The organism is Martelella sp. UBA3392 (assembly GCF_002358775.1).
Classification (GTDB): Bacteria; Pseudomonadota; Alphaproteobacteria; order Rhizobiales; family Rhizobiaceae; genus Martelella; species Martelella mediterranea.
This window is the reverse complement of the sequence record NZ_DEPM01000212.1, coordinates 2,273-22,208: the sequence shown is the minus strand read 5'-3', so window position 1 is coordinate 22,208 and position 19,936 is coordinate 2,273. Positions and strand designations below refer to the sequence as shown.

The window sequence follows — 19,936 nt, the reverse complement described above, 5'->3', positions numbered from 1 at the left end:
GTTCAGCTTGCGCCGTTCTCGCGCACAAGACGGATCGCGGTGGAGGAGACGACCGCGGCACCGTAGATCGGGCCGGTTGCATAGGTGCAGCCGGCTTCGGCAAAGGCTGTGGCATCGGCCTCATTGTCGAGATCGCTGATCCCGATGGCCGTGCCGAGGCGCTCGGCCAGTTCACTGAAGGCCTTGACGATTTCCGCCTGCGGTTCCTGATTGTACTTGAAGATCGCGCTGTCGACATAGGTCGCGTCGAAACGGAAGCTCTTCAGCAGCGTCAGCGAGCCGTGGCCGTTGCCGAAGCCAGACAGGGTAACGCCCGCGCCGATGGTGCGCAGATACTGCAAGGCGAGCTTCGCCTGCTCTGGCGCTTCCTGCACGATATCCTCGGGAATGGAGAACACGATCTGGCGCGGCGCCACTTCCGATTCCCGCACAATGCTCTCCAGCTCGATCAGCGTGCTGGTTTTCAGCATCTCGTTGCAGCTCAGCTCGACCATGACGAACGGGCGGGCATTGGCGACGGATTGCTGCCACGCCGCGAGATCGTTTGCCGCCTGACGTACGGTATAGAGGATGAGCTCCGCCGAGCGGCCGCTCTCCCGGCTCAGCTCGAAAATCTCGCCGGCGGAGACATCGCCGCGCTGGGGATGCTTCCAGTTCAGCGAGCATCTGAAGCCCGCAAGCTTCTGCCCCTCGAATTTCACGATCGGCTGGTAGAGCACCGTCATTTCCTGGCGGTCGATCGCGCGGCCAAGGTCGCCTTGCAGCTGCTTGCGTTCGTCATCGAGCATTCTGAGCGCCGGACGATAGGTCTCGACCGTGTTGCCGCCCATGCGCTTGGCGCGCAGCATCGCCAGCCGGGCATCCTCCAGAAACGCCTCGGCGGTTTCATGATCATCGTGCCACGACGCGATGCCAATCGCGGCCGTGAGCGCGATTTCGCGATTCTCGAACGTGATCGGCACATCGATCGCGGCGGTCAGCGCATCGGTGAATTCGGCGATCGCGTCCGGATCATTCTGGGATTGCAGGATAATGGCGAAGCTGCTGCCCCAGATTCTGGACAGCGTGTCCTCCGGCTTCAGCAGCCTCTGGATGCGGCGCGTGAGCGCAATCAGGATATTGTCGCCGGCGGCAAAACCAAGTGTCTCGTTGATCTCCTTGAAGCGGTCGATATCCGCCACGATCAGAGTCGGATGGAGATGCGGCGCCGCGCGCGACAATGCGATCAGCGACTGCAGCCGGTCGATGAGGATGGTGTGGTTCGGCAGGCCGGTGAGGTTGTCGATCACGGCGTCCTGCAGCAGGCGCTGGGTGGAGACCTTGTGGTCCGTCTGGTCGTTCAGCGTGCCGACGCAGCGGATCACCTCGCCATCCGAGCTCAGCACCGGCCGGGCGCGGATGGTCATGAAATGATAATGCCCGTCATTGGCGCGCACGCGGAATTCGAGCTTCAGCCGGCCGCGTCGCCATTCGAGGAACAGGTCGAGGGTGGAGCGGAAGCGGTCGCGGTCGGCGGGGTGGAGATATTGCAGCCATGTCCGCGCGGGGCCGTTCAGAGCGCCGGGCGCAAGGCCAAGCTTTGGCGCGAAATCGGGTTCGGTGACGATCCGGTCTCGGCCGACATCCCAGTCCCATACGGTCGCGTCGGTGCCGAGAAAGGCCAGCGCCTGACGTTCCAGATCGGAAAACAGGCCCGGCTGGTAGACCCCGCCGGCAAAGGCGTGCTGGATCACGGTAAAGCCGAGCAGCAGCACGATCAGAACCATGCCGCCGTCAAGCGCCGGCTGAATGATGTCGTTGTCGATCCGGCCGGTCACCGCCATATAGCCGGCAAACAGCCAGGCGACGATCAGCGCCCAGGCCGGCATCAGCAGGATCGCCCGGTCATAGCGCCGGAAGCTCAGGTAGAACATCAGCACGATGCCGGCAAGCACGGTTGCGGCGAACGAAAGACGCGCGATGCCGGCGGCCGCCGAGGGGTCGAACAGCGCCACCCCGAACAGCGCCATCAACAGCACGCCCCAGGCGGCCGTCCCGTAGCCGAGCTGGGCATGCCATCGCGCCAGATTGAGATAGGAAAACAGGAACACCACCAGCGAGAAGGCGATCGCCACATCGGCGCTTGCCCGCCATATGCGTTGATCAGACGCCGATAACGGAATGATCTGGTTCAGGAAATTGAAGTCGATCGCGACGTAGAGCAGCACCGACCATGCCAGCATCGCCGTTGCCGGCAGCACCGACGTTCCCTTCACCACGAACAGGATGCTCAGGAACACCGCAAGCAGGCCGGCAATGCCGAGCACGATGCCGTGATAGAGCGTGAAGGCGTTTTCGGTGTCCTTGTAGGCCTCGGGCTCCCACATGTAGAGCTGCGGCAGTTCGGCGGTGTTGAGTTCCGCCACGAAGGTGATCACCGATCCCGGATTGAGCGTGATCGAAAACACATCCGCATCGTCGCTGTTGACGCGATTCAGCGCGAAGCCCTCGCTCGGCGTGATCGCCTCGATGCGCGACGAGCCGAGATCGGGCCAGAACAGGCCGGAGCCGACGAGGCGGAAATGCGGCGCGACGATCAGCCGGTCGAGCTGCTCGTCGGAAATATTGGCAAGCGAAAACACCGCCCAGTCGCCGGAGTGATTGTCGCCGGCAGAGCGGACCTCGATGCGACGCCTTATGCCGTTCGGGTCGGGAACCGTCGAAATCTGGAACGTCTCGCCCTCATTGGGATAGAGCTCGACCTGCGAGGTCAGGTCGATGGCGACATCGCCGCGCGAAACTTCCACCGGTTCGAGCGCCAGGGCGGGCACGGCCACGGCGATCATCACGACGATCGCGCCAAGAAGGGCCAGGAGCTTGCGGCAGAACCAGGCGGTGAGGGGGGACATTGGCATCAGCGGTCTTCAGTTCCCTTTGCGGTCGTAGTCGTCTTTGAGCAGGGCAAAGAGATGATGATCCTGCCATTCGCCGTTGATGCGCAGATATTTGTGCAAATACCCCTCCTGGGTGAAGCCGGCTTTTTGCAACAGCGACGCGCTGCGCATGTTTGTGGGGATACAGGCCGCCTCAATCCGGTGCAACCTCAACTCCTCGAAGATATAGCGAATTACGAGTTGAAGTGCGGCGAACATATGACCCTTGCCGGCATATTCCTCGCCCATCCAGTAGCCAAGCATGCAATTCTGCGCCACGCCGCGCCGGATCAGCCCGATCGTGATGCCGCCAACAAGCCTGTCGGGGTTCCTGAGAAAGATGAAGAGCTGGATGCCCGAGCCCGTCTCGAATTCGAGATTGACGCGGGCGATGCGCTTGCGAAACCCGCGCCGGGTCATGTCGGCGGCGCTCCACACCGGCTCCCACGGCTGCAGAAAGGCGCGGCTGCGGGTCCTGAGCGTTCTCCACTCCTCGAAATCTTCTGTCCGCGGAAGGCGCAGCAGATAATCGGCGGATTGTATGGCAAACCGATGGCGCCGGCGCGCCCGGGACGAAAGCAGCAACGCAACCACGGCTGTCACTCCGGTGGTTGGCTGCTTGAGCCGCCGGGGCCGCGTGCGAAACCGGCCCGCGGCGCAGTCAGAAGCGGGACTGCCCTGCCGGCGCGACGGGCATCGCGCCCGTCTGGCCTACCCGGCTGCATTCACCGCCTGCTTGTGGTTGAAGCTGAGGCTGCCGGCGATGTCCTCAATCCCGGTAAGCTGGTCCAGCGGGCCGATCGCCGAAAGCGTCGGCGGCGCATCGTAGAAGGAGCGGCCGGCGAGGTCGGTCAGGCGGCGCGGCGTGATGTTTTCGATGCGCAGCATCATTTCCTCGTTGGGGATCGGTCGGCCCCAGAGCATCACCTGGCGGGCGATCTGTCCGGCGCGGGCGGCAGCACTTTCCTGGCCCATCAGAAGCTGGGCCCGGATCTGCTGGCGCGCGCGCTCGATCTCGCTTTCGTCGAAATGATCGGCAGCGCGCTGCAACTCGTTCACGATCACGGGCATCAGTTCAGGCAGTTGCTCGCCGCCGGTTGCCGCGTGCACCGCGAATACCCCGGAATCCGAAAATCCCCAGTGGAAAGCATAGACCGAGTAGCACAGCCCTCTGATCTCGCGCACTTCCTGGAACAGGCGCGACGACATGCCGCCGCCGAGAATGTTGGCGAGAATCTGCGAACAGTAGAAATCCTGCGCGTGATAGGCCGGGCCTTCGAAGCCGAGAATGATCTGCGCATCGGAAAGCGTGCGGCTCTCGCGCACCTCGCCGCCGGTATAGATCGCGGCTTCCATCTGCGGCGGGGTTTCCGGTTTGCGCGGAAGGGACGCAAAGCGCTCCTCCACCATGCGGGCGAAGGTCTGATGGTCGACCGCGCCGGTGGCGACGATGAAGATGCGGTCGGTGGTGTAGTTGCGGGCGAGATAGCGGCGGATATCGTCCGGCGTGAACGCCATCACGGTCTCCGGCGTGCCGAGGATCGGCCGGCCGATGGTCTGGTCGCGAAAGGCCGCGCCCGCGAAATTGTCGAACACCACGTCATCGGGAATGTCGTTGGCGGCGCCGATCTCCTGCATGATCACGTTCTTCTCGCGCGCCAGCTCCTCCTCGTCGAAGGCGGAGCCGGTGAGGATATCGGCCAGGATATCGACGGCCAGCGGTACGTGATCCTTCAGGACCCGGGCGTAATAGGACGTCGTTTCGGTGGACGTCGCGGCATTGACCTCGCCGCCGACATTCTCGATCTCCTCCGCGATCTGGCGGGCGGTGCGGCGTTTGGTGCCCTTGAAGGCCATGTGTTCCAGAAGGTGGGCGATGCCATGCTCGTTTTGCAGTTCATTGCGCGAGCCCGATTTGATCCAGGTTCCGATCGCAACGCTTTCGATATGCGGCATGTTCTGGGTAACGACGGTCAACCCGGAGGAAAGCCGGGTGTACTCTACGGTCATGCGGTCCTGCTTTCGTTTTGGTCAGTGCTCAACCTTTTTGGATGCCTGAACGAATAAAGGCCTCGATGGCATCCAGGTCGGGAGAAAGGACACTGAAACGCTCCTCCTTGTCCATCAGACCAGCAAGCCATGCGGGAAGCGCCGGGTCAATACCGCTCGCGGATTTTACTGCGTCCGGGAATTTGGCGGGATGCGCGGTCGACAGCACCACCATCGGGTTTTCCGTGCGTTCGTGCTGTCTTGCCACGGCCACGGCGACGGCGGTGTGGGGGTCGATCAGCACGCCGGTGTCTTTCAGCGAGCGGGCGATCTCGGCGGCAGTGCCCGCCTGATCGGTGCGTCCGGCGGCAAACAGGTCGCGGATTTCGGCGAGCGTCTTCTCCTCGATATCGAACGCGCCGGATTGCTTCAGCCCGGCCATGGCGCGGCGCACATAGGCGCTGTCGCGGCCGCTCGCCTCGAACAGCAGACGCTCGAAATTGGAGGAAATCTGAATATCCATCGACGGCGAGGTGGTGGCCTCGACGCCGCGCATTTCGTAGCGGCCGGTCTCCAGCGCGCGGGCGAGAATGTCGTTCTCGTTGGTGGCGATCACCAGCCGGCCGACGGGAAGCCCCATCTTCATCGCGACGTAGCCGGCGAAGATATCGCCGAAATTGCCGGTCGGCACGGTGAAGTCGATTTCGCGGTCGGGCGCGCCGAGCGCGATGCCGGCGGTGAAATAATAGACCACCTGCGCCATGATCCGCGCCCAGTTGATCGAGTTGACGCCGGAAAGCTTCACCTCGTCGCGGAAGCCGCCATCGGCGAACATCGCCTTGACGAGGTTCTGGCAGTCGTCGAAATGGCCCTCGACGGCGATCGCATGGACATTGTCCGCGCCGAGCGTGGTCATCTGCCGCTGCTGGACCGGCGAGACCTTTCCATGGGGAAACAGAATGAAGATGTCGGTGCGGGTGCTTGCCGAAAACGCGTCGATCGCGGCCCCGCCGGTATCGCCCGAGGTCGCGCCGATGATGGTCGCGCGCTGGCCGCGTTTTGCCAGCACATGATCCATCAGCCGCGCGAGCAATTGCATGGCGACGTCCTTGAAGGCGAGGGTGGAGCCGTGGAAAAGCTCCAGCGTGAACCGGTTCGCGCCGCTCTGCACCACCGGCACCACCGCCTCGTGGCGGAAGGTGGCATAGGCGTCATCGATCATCGCCTTCAGCTCGTCATCGGCGATTTCGCCATCGATGAACGGCTTGATGATCGTGAAAGCGATCTCCTGATAGGTCTTGCCGCGCAGCGCACGAATATTGTCGGCTGGCAGGAACGGCCATTCGCGCGGCAGATAAAGGCCGCCGTCACGTGCGAGGCCTGCCAGAACCGCATCTGAAAAACCGAGGACGGGCGCCTCGCCGCGAGTAGAAATATAGTCCACGCAAAGCCCCTTTGTGCTTGCCAGAATATGGAAATTGTCTAGCTTGTGGCAGGCTTTGGCCTTACCTGTTAAGACCGTTCTGATGGAGACGAGGGGCGGTCGGCCAGACAATCTGTGTTGGCGCTGATATAAAGCAAAGCCGGAGGGCTTGAAAAGCCCTTGAGAGAGGAAAGGAAGTTTCGCCGTGTCATTTCGCACTACCCGCCGCGTGGCAGCTGTTCTTGCAATTTCGGGACTGGCGGCCTGCTCGACGGCCCAGCCCGAGCCGGAGCCCGCGCCCGCCAGACCGGTTACCCCGGGCATCAACCTGACCGCTTTGACGAAGCTCTGCCCGAAGGTGATACTCGATGACGAGGTCGCTTTCAAACGCGTCTACTCGCCGGCCAATTCCGAAGCGCCGGAAAATCTCGCCTACCAGGTCTCGCTCGGCGAATTCAGCCGTACCTGCGCGGCGGCGCCCAGCGGCGACCAGCTGCTTGAGACGATCTCGATCGCCGGACGCCTCGTCGGCGGCCCGAAGGCAAAGTCCGGCACCTATCAGGTCCCGGTTCGCGTCGAAGTGGTCGATGGCGATGTCGCGCTCTACGATCAGGTGATCCAGCAGGAAGTCACGCTGCCCGCCGAAGGCATGTCGACTCAGTTCCTGTTCCGCGCCGACAACCTGCCGGTACCCTTGACGGCCGGCCCGAACACCGCCGTCAGGGTCGGGATCGCCCGCTGAGCGGTTTGCATCCTTCTTCAGCGGTACAATAAAAAAGGCGGCTCACGGGGGCCGCCTTCTGCTTTTTTGATAAATCCGCTTGCCTCTCCTGTGTCATCCTCGGGCTTGTCCCGAGGATCCAGGCGGGATCGCACAGTATCAAAATACCATTCTGGTCAACGGCTTGCGCAGTATGGATGCTCGGGTCAGGCCCGAGCATGACCCCTGTGGGGGGGGCAGCGAGGTTCACAAGCTCTGAAACCGCGGCTTCATCAACAGCAAAAAGGCGGCTCCGGGGCCGCCTTTTTCGTGTCGTGTCTTTCGACCTATCGCAGCCTTCCAGCCGCATGGGCGAGCATGGTGTAGACCTTGCCGGTGTCCGAGGTCAGGTAGGACTGGACCACGCCGCGGTCGCGGTTGTTGTGCATCACGTCCGACAGAAGCTTTTCGAAATCGGCGATATAGCGATCGACGGAGGTGCGGAATTCGCGGTCGCCTTCATAACGCGTCTTGATCTCGTCAAAGGTGCGCTGGCCCTTCAGCGTGTAGAGACGGCGGGAGAAGATATCGCGTTCGCCCTGCTGGTACCGGTGCCAGAGATCGGCGGCGGTGTCGTGGTCGATCGCGCTGGCGATATCGACCGAGAGCGCATTCAGCGTTTCGGCGGCCGGCCGGCGTTCTGCTGGCTTGCGGCTCTGGCCGGCCTCCTCGCGGGCGGCGGCGCGCAGCAGATCGCTGATCCAGCCTTCGCCGCCGGGGGCGCTGGAACCCGCCGAGCGGGTCACCGCCTGGCGAGCGGGCTGCGCCGGTGCGGCCGTGGCCTTGGTTTCCAAGCTGCCAAGGCTGCGTTCGCTTGAAGTGCCGCCGGCGGACGATGCCGAAAACGGCGGCAGGCTGTCGCTGCCGCGCGGCGCGGCGGCCGGCGCGGATGCCTGCTGGCGCGCGGCCGGCTGCGAAAGCTGGCTGCGCGAGGTGGAGACCAGCGTGGAGATATCCTGCAGCGCGCGGATCTGATCCTCAACCGCCTTGCGCATGGCCTGCGCGCTTTCGCGGGCCTCCTCGGGCATGTCGTGAATGCCGCGCTTGACGGCGGCGCGGGTATCCTCCAGCTCGGCGCGGATGGCGGCGGCTGCCTGTTCGATCTCGCGCGTCGCGCCGGAGAAGCGCTTGGCCGCGTCCTCGACCGAGCCGCGCATGGTCTCGCCAACGCGCTGCGACATCGTCTCGGCCTCGCGCCCGGTCTGGTCCATGGTCGAGGCGATCATGGCGGCGACCGCCTTCAGGCCGCGCTCGATTTCCTGCGAACGCTCGGCAAGTCCGTTGGACAGCAGGCCAAGCGCCTCCTGGCGTTCGCTCAGCGTATTGGCGAGGTTGGACTGGGCGGAGCCGATCAGGTTGGAAGCGCGGTCCAGAATGCCGGCATGGCTTTCGATCTTCTCGACCAGTTCGCGCACCGCTGCAAGCGAGTTGGACGCGCTGCCGTCGAGCGCATCGACCTTGTTGCCGAGCATCGCGCCGGCCTCGGACATCGAGGCTGCCGAGCGTTCCGCCGTTGCGTTGATGCGGTTGGCGGTGGCGCTGAGGCTTTCGTCGACAGAGGACAGGCTCTGCGCCGCCTCGTTGACGACGCCGGCGAGCAGCTGATGGCTCTGGCCGAGATGGCGCACCAGCGCCTCGACATTGCCGGCCAGCGCATTGCTGTCATCGCGAAGCTGACGGCTGGTCTCGTCGGCGGCCTGGCGGATCTCCTCCGCCGCGATCCGGCCGGTTTCGGCATAGCGGGCGATGAGGGGCTGCGCCTTTTCGTCGATCAGGGCGTTGAGCTCGGCTGTGCGGCCGGCCAGCATCGAGTTAAGGTCGCGCGAGCGCTCGTCGAGCGCGGTGCCGACGGCCTCGCCGCGGGCGGCGAGCGCCCGGTCGGCGGCGCCGAGGATTTCCTGCAGCGAGGCAATCTGCGAACCGAGATTGTCGCGCAGTTCGGCGGCGCGCTCGGTCATGGTCCGCTCGGTTTCTCCCATCGACTGCGAGATCACGCCGGCGGCTTCGGTGATGCCGGCATTCATCCGCTCGCTGCGCTGGGCAAGCAGGTTTTCGGCATCGCTCATCGTGGTCCGGATCGTCTCGATCTGGTTGTCGATCCGCGCGCTGGTGGCCGACAGGATCTCGCTGATGCGGGCGCTGTTTTCCGATGCGTTTTCGCTGGCCGCGTTGCTCTGCTCCGCAAGCGCCTGCTGCAGCTGTCTTGCGCGTTCGAAGATGGCGTTGGCAGAAAGTTCCATGCCCTCGCGGGCCGAAGCGACGGAGCTCGTCACCTGCTCGGTGAAGGCGCTGCCGCTGGCTTCGAGCTTCTGACGTGCCTCCTCGGCATTGCGGGTCATGTCGCCGGCGGCTTCGGCGACCGTGTCGCGCAGCCGGCCTGCCAGTTCACCGGCGCGGCGATCCATCGTGCTGTTGAGATTGCCGATACCGTGATCGAGCGCCTGTTCCAGCCTGCCGAAGCGCTCCTCGATCTGGCCGTGACCCTGCCCGAGGGTTTCGGATATCCGTTCGTGACTCTGTTCGAGGGAATCGGACAGCCGGCCCTCAGCCTGTTCAAGGGTCTCGGATATCCGTCCATGGCCCTGTCCGAGCGTATCTGCGAGCCGGCCATGGGCGTGGTCAAGGCTCTCGGATATCTGGCCATGCCCCTGTTCCAGCGTCTCGCTGATCCGGCTGTGGCGGGCGTCAAGCGCTTCGCCGAGGCGGTCGGCGGCGGAGGAGGAGGCGGTCTCGATGCCGCGCGCCTTTTCGTCCAGCATGCTGTTCAGCCGCTCGTCGAACTGCGCGCCGATCAGCGAGAAGGTGTTTTCGTGCGTCAGCAGCGTCTCGCTGATCCGGCTGTGGCGGGCGTCAAGTGCTTCGCCGAGGCGGTCGGCGGCGGAGGAGGAGGCGGTCTCGATGCCGCGCGCCTTTTCGTCCAGCATGCTGTGCAGCCGCTCGTCGAACTGCGCGCCGATCAGTGAGAAGGTGTTCTCGTGGGTCAACAATGTTTCGTGGAGCCGTTCCGAAACGGTTTCGCCGGCCTGTTCCAGGCGCTTGCCATTGGCTTCCAGCGCGCCGGAGATGCGCTCATGAAGCGCGTCGGCGGAGGCGTTGATCTGGCTGCTGGCGTCATTGGCGGTGCGCTCGAAGGCCGAGCGCTGTTCGGCGAAGGTGTTTTCGAACCGGGTGCGGGCCTCGTCGGAGGAGCGTTCGATCGCGCTGACGTGGTTGGTGAGCGCGGCATCGAGACGACGGCCGGTCTCTTCGGCGAGCCCCTCGATCCGGAACGCGCCTTTCTCCACGGCGTCGCCATGGCGGGCGAGCGTTTCATTGAGCGCGCCGAAGGATGTCTCCACCCGGTCGGTCATGGTTTCGGCCGAGCGGGTGATGAGCCCGGCGGCGGTCGAGACCTTTTCGGCGATCGCGCCGGCGGAGCCGCGCAGGCGACCTTCGAGCGCGGCGCCGGCCTTGTCGATGGTGTCCTGCAGGGCTTCGCGTCGGCCTTCCAGCGTCATTTCCAGGAGGCTGGTGGAGGCGGCGATCGATGCCGAGATATTGGTGGTCTGGTCGGTGAGGGTTTCGTTGACCTGCGCGCTTGCCTGGTCGAAGGCGCGCTGGATCTCGCCCGCATTGCTGCGCAGGGCGTCTTCGAGCTGGGTCTGGCCCTCGCGATAGGCATCGCGGATTCCGGCTTCGCGGGCTGCGAAGGTTTCCGAAATTCGGCTGTCGATTGCGCTGATGCGGCCGTCGAGCGCGTTGGCCTCGTTGGTGATGGCCGCCTGCAGCCGGCTTGCCACGCCCTCATAAGCGCCGGCGAGCTGGCTCTGGCCGGACTCAAGCGCCGCCGCGAGACGCGCGGTATTCGATTCGATCGTCTGTCCGAAGGTTTCCTCGCCGGTCGAAAGCGTGGTCGCCAGCATGATGGCATGCTCGTTGAAGCGCTCGTCGAGCCGGCTGGCGGCCTCGGTGAGCGTTTTCGCGATGCTGTTCTCGCCATCGTCCAGACCTTGGGTGAGGCGGTCGAACTGCTGGTCGATCCGTTCCGAAGCGTCTGCGATGGCGGCGGAAATGCCGGTCTCGCCCGCGCTGATCCGGTCGCTGAAGCGTTCGAACTGGCTGCCGATCTCGCCGGTCGCCTGTTCCAGCGCCTCGCCGAGCCGGCCCTGACCCGCGCCAAGCGTCTCCTCGAGCCGCGTGGAATGGGTGTCCAGCGTCTGGGCGAAGGACTCCTCGCTCGCCGAAAGCGCGGTGGTCAGCATGATCGTTCGGTCGGTCAGCGTGTCGCTCAGGCGCTCGGAGGCAGCGTTGAGCGATGCGGCAATGCCGCTCTCGCTGTCGCTGATCTGGGCGTTGAAACGGGTGAGGCGTTCTTCCAGCTTGTCAGCGGCGGTGTTGAGCGTGCCGTCGAGCTGTTCCTGGCTGAGACGGATCGTGTCGCCGAGCCTTTCGGCCTGGTTTTCGAGCGTGAGGCCGAAGGTTGCCTCGCTTGCCGAAAGCGTGGTGGCAAGGTCCATCTGATGTTCGTCCAGCTGCTCCTTGAGCCGGCTCGATGCGTTTTCCAGCGTCGCGGCGATGCCGCTCTCGCTGTCGCCGACCTGGGTGTTGAAGCGTTCGAGCTGGGCGTCGAGACGTTCGGAAACGCCCGAAAGCGTGCCGCTCAGGCGTTCGCTGCCTGCGCGCATGCTTTCCTCGACCCGGGCTGAATGGGAATCGAGCGTCTGGGCAAGGCTTTCCTCGCTCATCGAGAGCGTGGTGGTCAGCATGATCGCCTGCTCGTTCATGCGGTCGCCGAGCCGTTCGGCGGCATCGCTGAGCGAGGCGGCGATGCTGGCTTCTCCGCCAGCAAGCTGCTGGTTGAGGCGGGCGATATTGCCTTCCAGGCGGTTGCCGGCTTCATCGAAGGTCTGGCCAAGACGCTCGTGCTCGGCGCTGATCTTGCTGCCAAGCTCGCGGCTGCGGCTTTCGAGCGTCTGGTCGAGCGCCTCGACATTGGCCGACAGGCTGGCGGCAAGCGCCTGCGTTTCGTCACTCATGCGCTCCTGAAGGCGCTCGGATGCGCTCTCCAGCATGCTGCCGATGGTGGATTCGCCCTCGGCCAGCGAACGCGAAACGCGTTCCACGCCGCCATTGAGACGATCCTCCAGAGCGTTGCCGCTGGCTTCGAGCGCGCCAGTGAAATTTTCCAGGCGGCTGTCGATATTGCTGCCAAGCCGGGTCAGCGTGGCTTCCAGCCGCTGGTCGACATACTGGCTGCGTTCGTCGAACCGGTTTGCGGCTTGCTCGTTGGCTTCGTTGAGCTTCTGGGTAAAGCGGGCCTCGGTCTCGGTGATGGTGTCCGTCAGGCCGCCGACGACGCGTTCGAGCGCCGCGTTCATCGCGGTTTCGCTGCTCTCGGCAACGTCGCGCAGCTTGGCGGTCCGCTCCGACAGGATTTCGTCGAGCTTGGCGCCGCGTTCGCTGAGGGTTGCCGTCAGGCGCTCGGTATCCTCGTTCAGCGCGGTCGCGCTGGTGTGGAAGTCGCCGATAAGCTTGCGGCCGCGCTCGTCGAATCGGTTGGAAAGGTCATTGAAGCGGTCGTCGAAGAGTTCGCTCAACTGGCCGTAGCTGCGATCGAAGGATTCGCGCAGCGTGGTCGAGCGTTCCTCCAGCAGGTCGCCAAGCGACTGGGCCGCGCGGCTCGTGCTTTCCGTGAGCCTCGCCGCGCGGGTTTCGAGCATCTTGGCAACGCCGTCGCCGGCGGTTCCGACCGTCTGGGTGAGTTCCTCCATCACCTGGGCGATGTCGGACTTCATCTGGTCGTTGGTGCCCAGAAGCGACGTGCGGATGCGGGCGGCATGATTGACCACGGCCTCCCGCTCCGCCGTCAGCTCCTGCACCAGATTGCGGATCCGCATTTCGTTTTCGGCATAGCTGCGCTCAAGCGCGTTGACTTCGGAATGGACGAGGTTTTCCAGTTCCGAGGCGCGCGCGATGGTGCGCTCGATGCCTTCATTCATGGCGTAGACTTCGCGTCGCACCGCCTGGCTGACATTGCGCACCTGCTGGGCGGCGTTCTCATCCGGGTCGGAAAGCCTGAGCGCGACCTCGGCCATCGAGCGGGCGGCCTCCTGCATGTCGCGGGCGCGGGCGAGCATCAGGTTGAAGGCGTAGAACACGAAGATCGGCGCGACGGTGAGCGCCGCAGCAAGGCCGATGCCGTCGATCGAAAGAATGTCGGCGAAGGAGCGGGCGCGGAAGATTTCCGAACCGAAGGCGACCATGGTGCCGCCAATGCCGAGCGCCAGCCAGCCGGCGGCCATGATGGTGGAGTTGCGCAGCGCCTTGACGGTCGAGGAGCGCTCGAAGGCGCGCAGCACGCGCTGGGTCGAGACGATGCCGGGGTCGTTCGCGGGGCGGAATTCGGGCGATTTCGGCCGGGCGGCGGTGGCGCGCGCGCCTGAACTGGCGCCTGAACTGCTTGCCGCAGCAGATTGCTTGCGCTGCGACGGCGCCCTGAGCCGCGGGGCTTTCTTTTGCGCCGCTTCGGCTTCACCGGAAGTGTCGTCGCCCGCCACATCGGATGCAAGCGCGTCCTCCAGTGCGTGGAGTGCCTGATCGTCGAGCGAAGAGCCGCCAGTTTGGTTCGCCATAATACGCCTCGCAACACACGGACGGTCTCGCATCAAGGCGAAGACCGGCCCGATTACTCAATTTCAATCCCGAACCACGTTGCCTTTGCGGCCCGTCTGGCGCGGTACACATTTCCTGAAACAGCGTTCAGATGCCTTTTCGGACGGGACCTTTTCCAAATGGGAAAGGTCTGTAAAGTCGGGCAAATGTCTTCTATTTCAAAGGATTATCCCAGCTTTTATTCGCACATTCGCCAAAGGCACACAACATCGTGAAAGTCTCCCTCCCGAAGCTCCCCGCGATCGGTCGCGCAAGAGCCGGTTTCGCGGCGGCAAAAACCGATCAAATTCCGATATTTAACAAATATTAACCATAATGCGCCTTTTCTGAGGCTTTCGCAAAACCAAAACGTGGGACTTCAAGCCAGCCCTGCGCCATCCCATATGGGCAAGGGCGATATTGACTGCCCCGTTCATATGCCGCAATTAGCGCTGAACGACCTCCCGAAAAGACCAAGGCCCGGCAAATGCTCAAACTGAAATTCATCGGCAATGACGATACGGTATATGACCTCGAAGTGCAGGACGGATCGACCGTGATGGAAAACGCGGTCCGCAACGGCGTGCCCGGCATCGAGGCGGAATGCGGCGGGGCCTGCGCCTGCGCCACCTGTCATGTCTATGTCGACGAGGCCTGGACCGACAAGGTCGGCGAGCCCGAGCCGATGGAAGAAGACATGCTCGACTTCGCGGTCGACGTACGCGCCAATTCGCGGCTTTCCTGTCAGATCACCATGTCCGCCGAACTCGACGGCCTGACGGTGCGGGTTCCCGACAGCCAGGGCTGAGGCGCGCGCATCAGGGGCAATGCCGGCTTTCCGGGTGGACGCGCGGAAAGCCCGGATGTATGCGGGTCGTGACGGCCGCCCGTCCTTCGCCGTGACGCCGCGCGCGCCATCTTTCTGTCTTGCCGCATGTTCGCGGACCTTGCCTGGTTCCGCCTGACTGCCAATTGCCCTGGAGGAACATCATGATCGAAGCGTCCGCCAGCATGTTTCAGCCGCGAAAGCTTGAATGCGCCCATGGGCGATCCCTCACGCTCGGGCCGCGTGGCGTGCTGATGGCGATCGTCAATGTGACCCCGGATTCGTTTTCCGATGGCGGTCAATTCGAGAATACCGAGGCCGCGGTCGGTTTTAGCCTTGAAGCCGTGGCGGCGGGGGCGGCGATCCTCGATATTGGCGGTCAGTCGACCCGGCCGGGCGCAGACGATGTTGCGCCGGCCGAGGAGCAGGACCGCGTTCTGCCGGTGATCGAAGCGCTCGCGGCGAGAACCGATGCGCTGATTTCCATCGACACCTATCACGCCGAAACCGCGCGGCTTGCGGTGGCCGCGGGCGCCCATATCGTCAACGACATTTCCGGCGGCACGGCGGAGCCGGAGATTTTGTCGGTCACAGCCCGAAGCGGCGCCGGCTACTGCCTGATGCACACCAGCCGCAGGCAGGACACGGTCTCCGAGCCGATGGCGGATCAGTTCGCCTTTCTTCAACAGGCGCTTCAGGCGGCGCTGGCCGCGGGGATCGCCGAAGGTCGGCTGATCATCGATCCGGGTTTCGGCTTCGGCAAGGATAGCGACGACAACCTTGAAATCATGACGCATCTGGAGCGGCTGCACGGGCTTGGCCTCCCGCTTCTGATCGGCACTTCGCGCAAGCGGTTTATCGCCGCCCTTGCCGGCGCTGACGACAATCTTTCCCGCGATTTCGCGACGGCCGCCACTACCGCGCTTTTGCGGCTTGCCGGCGGCGCGATATTTCGCGTCCACAATGTCGCGGCCAACCGGGCGGCGCTTGCCGCCGCCGATGCAATCATTTCCCGACGATATGGAGACCAGTCATGAGCGGACGCTACACGATCACCATGAAGAACTGCGCTTTCTATGCCTATCACGGCGTGCTGCCGGAGGAGGAGCGGATGGGCCAGCGTTTCTTCGTCGACGTCATCGTTGATGTCGATGACGCGGCAGCGCTTGCCGACGATTTCACCAACGCCGTCGATTACGGCGGGCTCTATCCGGTGGTGGGCGCGGTCGTGACGGAACGGCGTTTCCAGTTGATCGAGGCGCTTGCGGCCGCAATCGCCGAGGCTGTCACGGCCTACCATCAGGCCATCACGCGCGTCGAAGTCGCGGTGCGCAAACCTTCGGTGCCGGTCCCGGGCATTCTCGATCATGTCGAGGCGAGGCTGGTGCGCGATGTCCGCTGAACCCGTTCGCGCGGCCCTCGGGCTCGGCGCCAATCTCGGCGATCCGGCTGCCGCCATGGCCCGCGCCTTGCGGATGCTTGATGACGGGGAGGGCACAGCAGTCGCCGCCGTCTCGAAGCTCTACCGCACGCCGCCCTGGGGCCTTGTCGAGCAGCCGCCCTTCATCAATTGCTGTGCCCTTATCGAAACGTCGCTTTCGCCGCAGGTGCTGATGCAGCGCTGCCTCGATATCGAGAAGCAATTGAAACGGGTGCGCGATGTCCGCTGGGGTCCGCGGCTGATCGATATCGATATCCTGACCTATGGCACGGAGACTTTGAATACCGAGACCGTGACCATCCCGCATCCGCGTATGCTGGAACGCGGCTTCGTGCTGATGCCACTCGCCGAAATCGCGCCCGACCTTGCCGTCAATGGTCGCTCGATCACCGAATGGGCTTCCGACGCCGATATGGCCGGCATTGTCGCGATCAGCGATGACGGGGCGTGGTGGACGGCGTGAGCGCGGTTCGGTGTCCCGGAGCCGCCGCTACTTGATCGCGCCGACGGTGAAGGGATCGCCCTCGCGCTTCAGCGATAGGCCGATGACCGGAACATAGCGCGTGCCGCCTTTTATCAGAAGCGTGATGTTGAGATCGTTCTCGCTCTGCATGCTGGTCACCAGCGCGCCCTCGACCTCCTTGCGCCGCAGCGAAATCACGGCTTTCTGGTCCTCGATGCTGCCGCCGGTCACGGCAAGTCCTTCGCCTTCCTCGCCATCGAGAAACTGGCCGCGATAGCTGTCGCCGTCGCGAATGAACACGGCGGTGATCGGGTGGGAGAACAGGCCGGCGCGGCATTTGCCGTCCAGCTTGAAGCCGCCCTCGTCGCCCGTCACCGGCAGGCCGTCCAGCTCGCATTTGAAATGCGTGCCCTTCAGCTTGCCCTCGACGATCTTGCCGGGGCCGGTCCATTTGCCGGCGACCTGGCGGAAGAACGCGTCATCATCGCTTTCGGCAATGGCGCTTGCCGGAAGCGCCGCCGCGAGGGCCGCGATCAGCAGGGCGGAGCGAAGGATGCGGAAAGTGGGGGCCATCGATTGTTCCGGTTACGCAAGACATCAGTTCTGTAGCCAATCATGACGGCGAATGGTTAAGCTTTGGTTTGCGCACAATCTATGCTTGTGCGACCGCGGTTATGGGTTGGACAGGTCGCGCTTTTCGCCGGGTGCGAGATCGCCGATGAAATCGCCCATGCCGGGGCGTTTCAGCGCGTGGAACGGCATTGGTCGGCAGAGATCCATGGCGGCGATGCCGATGCGGGCGGTCATCAGGCCGTTGATCATGCCCTCGCCGAAACGGGCGGAAAGCTTGGAGGCGAGGCCATGGCCGAGCACCTGCTGGATCAGGCTGTCGCCGACCGCGATCGATCCGGTGACGGCGAGATGCGAGAGCACGTCGCGGATCAGCCGGAACATGCCGACGGAGCCGGGGCGGCCGCCGTAAAGCTCCGCCATGTTGCGGATCAGGCGGATCGATTCGTAGAAGACATAGAGAAGATCGACGGCGGCGCGCGGGCTGATGGCGGTGACCACCGAGACGCGCTTGGAGGCGTTGAGGATCAGCGCGCGGGCCTTCAGGTCGAGAGGCGCCATCATCTCGCGTTCGCAGAATTCCACAAGCTGCGGCGCGTCGACCACCTCCTCGTCAAGTTCGGACAGCCGCTGGCGGCCGCGCGCGGTCTCGGCCTTGCCGGCAAGCAGCGTCGAAAGCTCGCGGGCGGCGGTGCGGGCGCTTGCGGCATCGCTGCTTGCATGGGCATCGGCCATCTTCAGCTTGATGTGCTGGATTGCGCCGAGCCGCATGATCGCGATGATCTCGCGGGCCGCGACCACCAGCGCCGCCGCGACGCCGACCACCAACGCGCCCAGAGCCAGCCAGCCGAGCCAGGGCGCACGGGCGAACAGCGAGCGCACCAGATCGTCGATCCACAGCCCGATCGCCAGCGACAGCAGGATGCCGAAGGCGATGCCGGCAAGCTTGGAGAAGGAAAAGCCGCGCTTCTTCATGGTCGCGACCGGCGGTTCCATCTCGTCGGCAGCGATCGTCTCCGCATCGCGCAGAAACGGGTCGTCCTCATCGGGCGTCACCGGCGGCGGATCGAAATGGCGGGGCGGACGGCGCGGCTCGTCTTCCTTGCGCACGGCTTTCTCCTCGATATCGAATACCGCCGGGCGGCGCGTGTGGTCGGGGTTCATGCCAGTCTGTCTCCGATCAGAAACTGCAATGCCCGGTCGAGCCGGATATGCGGGATCGACACCCCGCCTTCGCCGCTCTCGATGTCGATCTCGGGCGGGCGGAACCGCACGGCATTGATATCGGCAAGGCCTTCCGGCACGTCGCCGCCGCGCTTCAGCATGCGGAAAAACGCCTCCGGATTGGCAGGGAGGTCGCCGGGAAAGATTGCTGTTTTTCTAATTCCATCAAAGGTTTCCGTGCCGATCTTCTCACCCTTTATCGGGGTGCCGACGATCACGGGCAGAACCTGCGATCCGGATTCGACCGTGGCTTCCCGGGTCGCGCGGACGGAGGCGATCGCCATCACATCGATACCCGCGCCGGAAATGCCGATGGTCTTGATCGCGTCGTTGACGAGCCGACGGGTGAGCTTCTCCAGCCGGTCATGGCTTTCGTGGTGCAGGTGGTCGGCCTTGGTGGCGGCGATCAGCACTCGGTCGATCCGCCGCCGCGCCAGCGAGGAAAGCCAGGAATTGCGTCCTGGCCGGAAGCACGACAGCACTTCGGAAAGCGCGCGCTCCAGATCGGCGATCGCCTCCGGGCCGCGGCTCAGCGCCTGCAACGTGTCGACCAGCACGACCTGGCGGTCGAGACGGGCGAAGTGGTTGCGGAAGAACGGTTTTACGACGACGGATTTATAGGCCTCGAAGCGCCGCTCCATCTGGGCGGCAAGCGAGCCGCGCTTGAACTTCTCATCGCCAAGCCCCGGCAGCGGCGCGAAGGTGAGGGCGGGCGAACCTTCCAGGTCGCCCGGCATCAGAAAGCGCCCTGGCGGCAGCGTGGAAAGCGAATGCTCGTCGGCGCGGCAGGCGGTCAGATAGGCCGAGAAGCTCTCATGCAGGGCCTTCAGGGTCTTCTCGTCGGCCGGCGCGTCGTAATCGAGAGAGCCGGAAAGCTCCATCCAGCCCTTGGCGAGCGCGGCCCGCGCGGGGCTTGACGCCCGCGCCTCGGTCTCGCGGCTGAAGCTGCGGAAATCCTGGCCGAGCAGCGGCAGGTCGAGCAGCCATTCGCCAGGGTAATCAACGATATCGATGGAGATGCTGCCACGCGAGAACATCCGGTTCCAGCGGCTCGCGCTCTGATAATGCAGCGTCAGGCGCAGTTCGGACACCGCGCGTGTCGAATCGGGCCAGATACGTTCGTCCACCAGCCGGTCGATATGGGTTTCGTAATCGAAACGGGGGACCTGGTCGTCGGGCTGCTCTTCCAACCTGATGTCAGAGATGCGCCCCGAACGCACCGCCTCGAAGAAGGGCAGGCGGCCATTATGCAGCAGGTTGTGGACCAGCGAGGCGATGAACACCGTCTTGCCGGCCCGCGACAGGCCGGTGACGCCAAGCCGCAGCGTGGGCTGAACGAGGTCGGAGGCGCGATCCGTGATGTTGTCGAGCGTAAGTCTGGCATTGTCGCCCAGCGACGTATGGATCGGCATCAAGTTCGGCTTCCTTTCACGGGTCTACCCGCAATATAGGGAGGCCGGCGCGCGGATCAAAGCGCCGTCGTGAACGGGAGCGTGCTTGCGCAATGGCTCAGTTCGGCGCCAGGAAGGCGGTGATATTCCATTGCGGCGCCTCGGTTCCCGCGCCATCGCCCGCGTGATCGAGCACCGCCATGCCGGCGGTGGGAAAGCCATAGGGGCAGGCTCTGTTGAAGGCTTCGGGGCCCACCAGCATCAGCAGCGTTTCCTCTATGCCGGGATTGTGGCCGCAGATCAGCAC

General features: G+C 64.3%; 13 protein-coding genes and 1 pseudogene. 5 read left to right on the top strand and 9 right to left on the bottom strand.

Going from position 1 to position 19,936, the window contains the following annotated elements; translation table 11 throughout:
* Nucleotides 1-2 precede the first annotated feature (2 nt).
* The 4 genes from B4E36_RS17215 to thrC all read right to left on the bottom strand — a co-directional run bounded on the left by B4E36_RS17215 (nt 3) and on the right by thrC (nt 6,345).
* On the bottom strand, nt 3-2,894 hold the full coding sequence (locus B4E36_RS17215; RefSeq protein ID WP_292058557.1) for an EAL domain-containing protein: 2,892 nt from the start codon (nt 2,892-2,894) through the stop codon (nt 3-5).
* Nucleotides 2,895-2,903: 9 nt separating this feature from the next.
* Nucleotides 2,904-3,497, bottom strand: a complete 594-nt coding sequence (locus B4E36_RS17210; protein ID WP_292058617.1) for a GNAT family N-acetyltransferase — start codon at nt 3,495-3,497, stop codon at nt 2,904-2,906.
* A gap of 126 nt (nt 3,498-3,623) precedes the next feature.
* Complete coding sequence (locus B4E36_RS17205; protein WP_230718796.1) at nt 3,624-4,922, bottom strand: M16 family metallopeptidase; 1,299 nt, start codon at nt 4,920-4,922, stop codon at nt 3,624-3,626.
* A 28-nt stretch (nt 4,923-4,950) separates the two neighbouring features.
* A complete protein-coding gene (thrC, locus tag B4E36_RS17200; RefSeq protein WP_292058552.1) occupies nt 4,951-6,345 on the bottom strand; it encodes a threonine synthase in 1,395 nt (464 codons plus the stop codon).
* A 184-nt stretch (nt 6,346-6,529) separates the two neighbouring features.
* Here thrC and B4E36_RS17195 point away from each other — a divergent pair, with 184 nt between their 5' ends.
* Nucleotides 6,530-7,066 (top strand): hypothetical protein, encoded by a 537-nt coding sequence (locus B4E36_RS17195; protein WP_292058549.1) that lies wholly within the window; start codon nt 6,530-6,532, stop codon nt 7,064-7,066.
* Between the two features lie 305 nt (nt 7,067-7,371).
* Here B4E36_RS17195 and B4E36_RS17190 read toward each other — a convergent pair whose 3' ends face one another.
* On the bottom strand, nt 7,372-13,695 hold the full coding sequence (locus B4E36_RS17190) for a hypothetical protein (RefSeq protein WP_345900600.1): 6,324 nt from the start codon (nt 13,693-13,695) through the stop codon (nt 7,372-7,374).
* Between the two features lie 506 nt (nt 13,696-14,201).
* On the opposite strand from B4E36_RS17190, the gene B4E36_RS17185 reads away from it, so the two are divergent.
* From B4E36_RS17185 to folK, 4 genes are all read left to right on the top strand, one after another.
* Nucleotides 14,202-14,522, top strand: a complete 321-nt coding sequence (locus tag B4E36_RS17185) for a 2Fe-2S iron-sulfur cluster-binding protein (protein WP_345900599.1) — start codon at nt 14,202-14,204, stop codon at nt 14,520-14,522.
* 182 nt (nt 14,523-14,704) lie between these two features.
* Nucleotides 14,705-15,577 (top strand): dihydropteroate synthase, encoded by an 873-nt coding sequence (gene folP / locus B4E36_RS17180; protein WP_292058543.1) that lies wholly within the window; start codon nt 14,705-14,707, stop codon nt 15,575-15,577.
* A complete protein-coding gene (gene folB, locus B4E36_RS17175; protein WP_292058541.1) occupies nt 15,574-15,942 on the top strand; it encodes a dihydroneopterin aldolase in 369 nt (122 codons plus the stop codon). Before folP ends, folB begins: the two co-directional genes overlap by 4 nt.
* Nucleotides 15,932-16,444 (top strand): 2-amino-4-hydroxy-6-hydroxymethyldihydropteridine diphosphokinase, encoded by a 513-nt coding sequence (gene folK / locus B4E36_RS17170; RefSeq protein WP_292058539.1) that lies wholly within the window; start codon nt 15,932-15,934, stop codon nt 16,442-16,444. The genes folB and folK overlap by 11 nt, the downstream gene beginning before the upstream one ends.
* 27 nt (nt 16,445-16,471) lie before the next feature.
* On the opposite strand, the gene B4E36_RS17165 is transcribed toward folK, so the two are convergent.
* The 4 genes and pseudogenes from B4E36_RS17165 to B4E36_RS17150 all read right to left on the bottom strand — a co-directional run.
* Nucleotides 16,472-17,017, bottom strand: a complete 546-nt coding sequence (locus B4E36_RS17165) for a hypothetical protein (RefSeq protein WP_292058537.1) — start codon at nt 17,015-17,017, stop codon at nt 16,472-16,474.
* Between the two features lie 99 nt (nt 17,018-17,116).
* On the bottom strand, nt 17,117-18,178 hold the full coding sequence (locus tag B4E36_RS17160; protein ID WP_292058536.1) for a YcjF family protein: 1,062 nt from the start codon (nt 18,176-18,178) through the stop codon (nt 17,117-17,119).
* Complete coding sequence (locus B4E36_RS17155; protein WP_292058532.1) at nt 18,175-19,653, bottom strand: YcjX family protein; 1,479 nt, start codon at nt 19,651-19,653, stop codon at nt 18,175-18,177. Before B4E36_RS17155 ends, B4E36_RS17160 begins: the two co-directional genes overlap by 4 nt.
* A gap of 94 nt (nt 19,654-19,747) precedes the next feature.
* Nucleotides 19,748-19,936 (bottom strand): annotated as a pseudogene (locus B4E36_RS17150) (histidine phosphatase family protein); the annotation flags it as partial.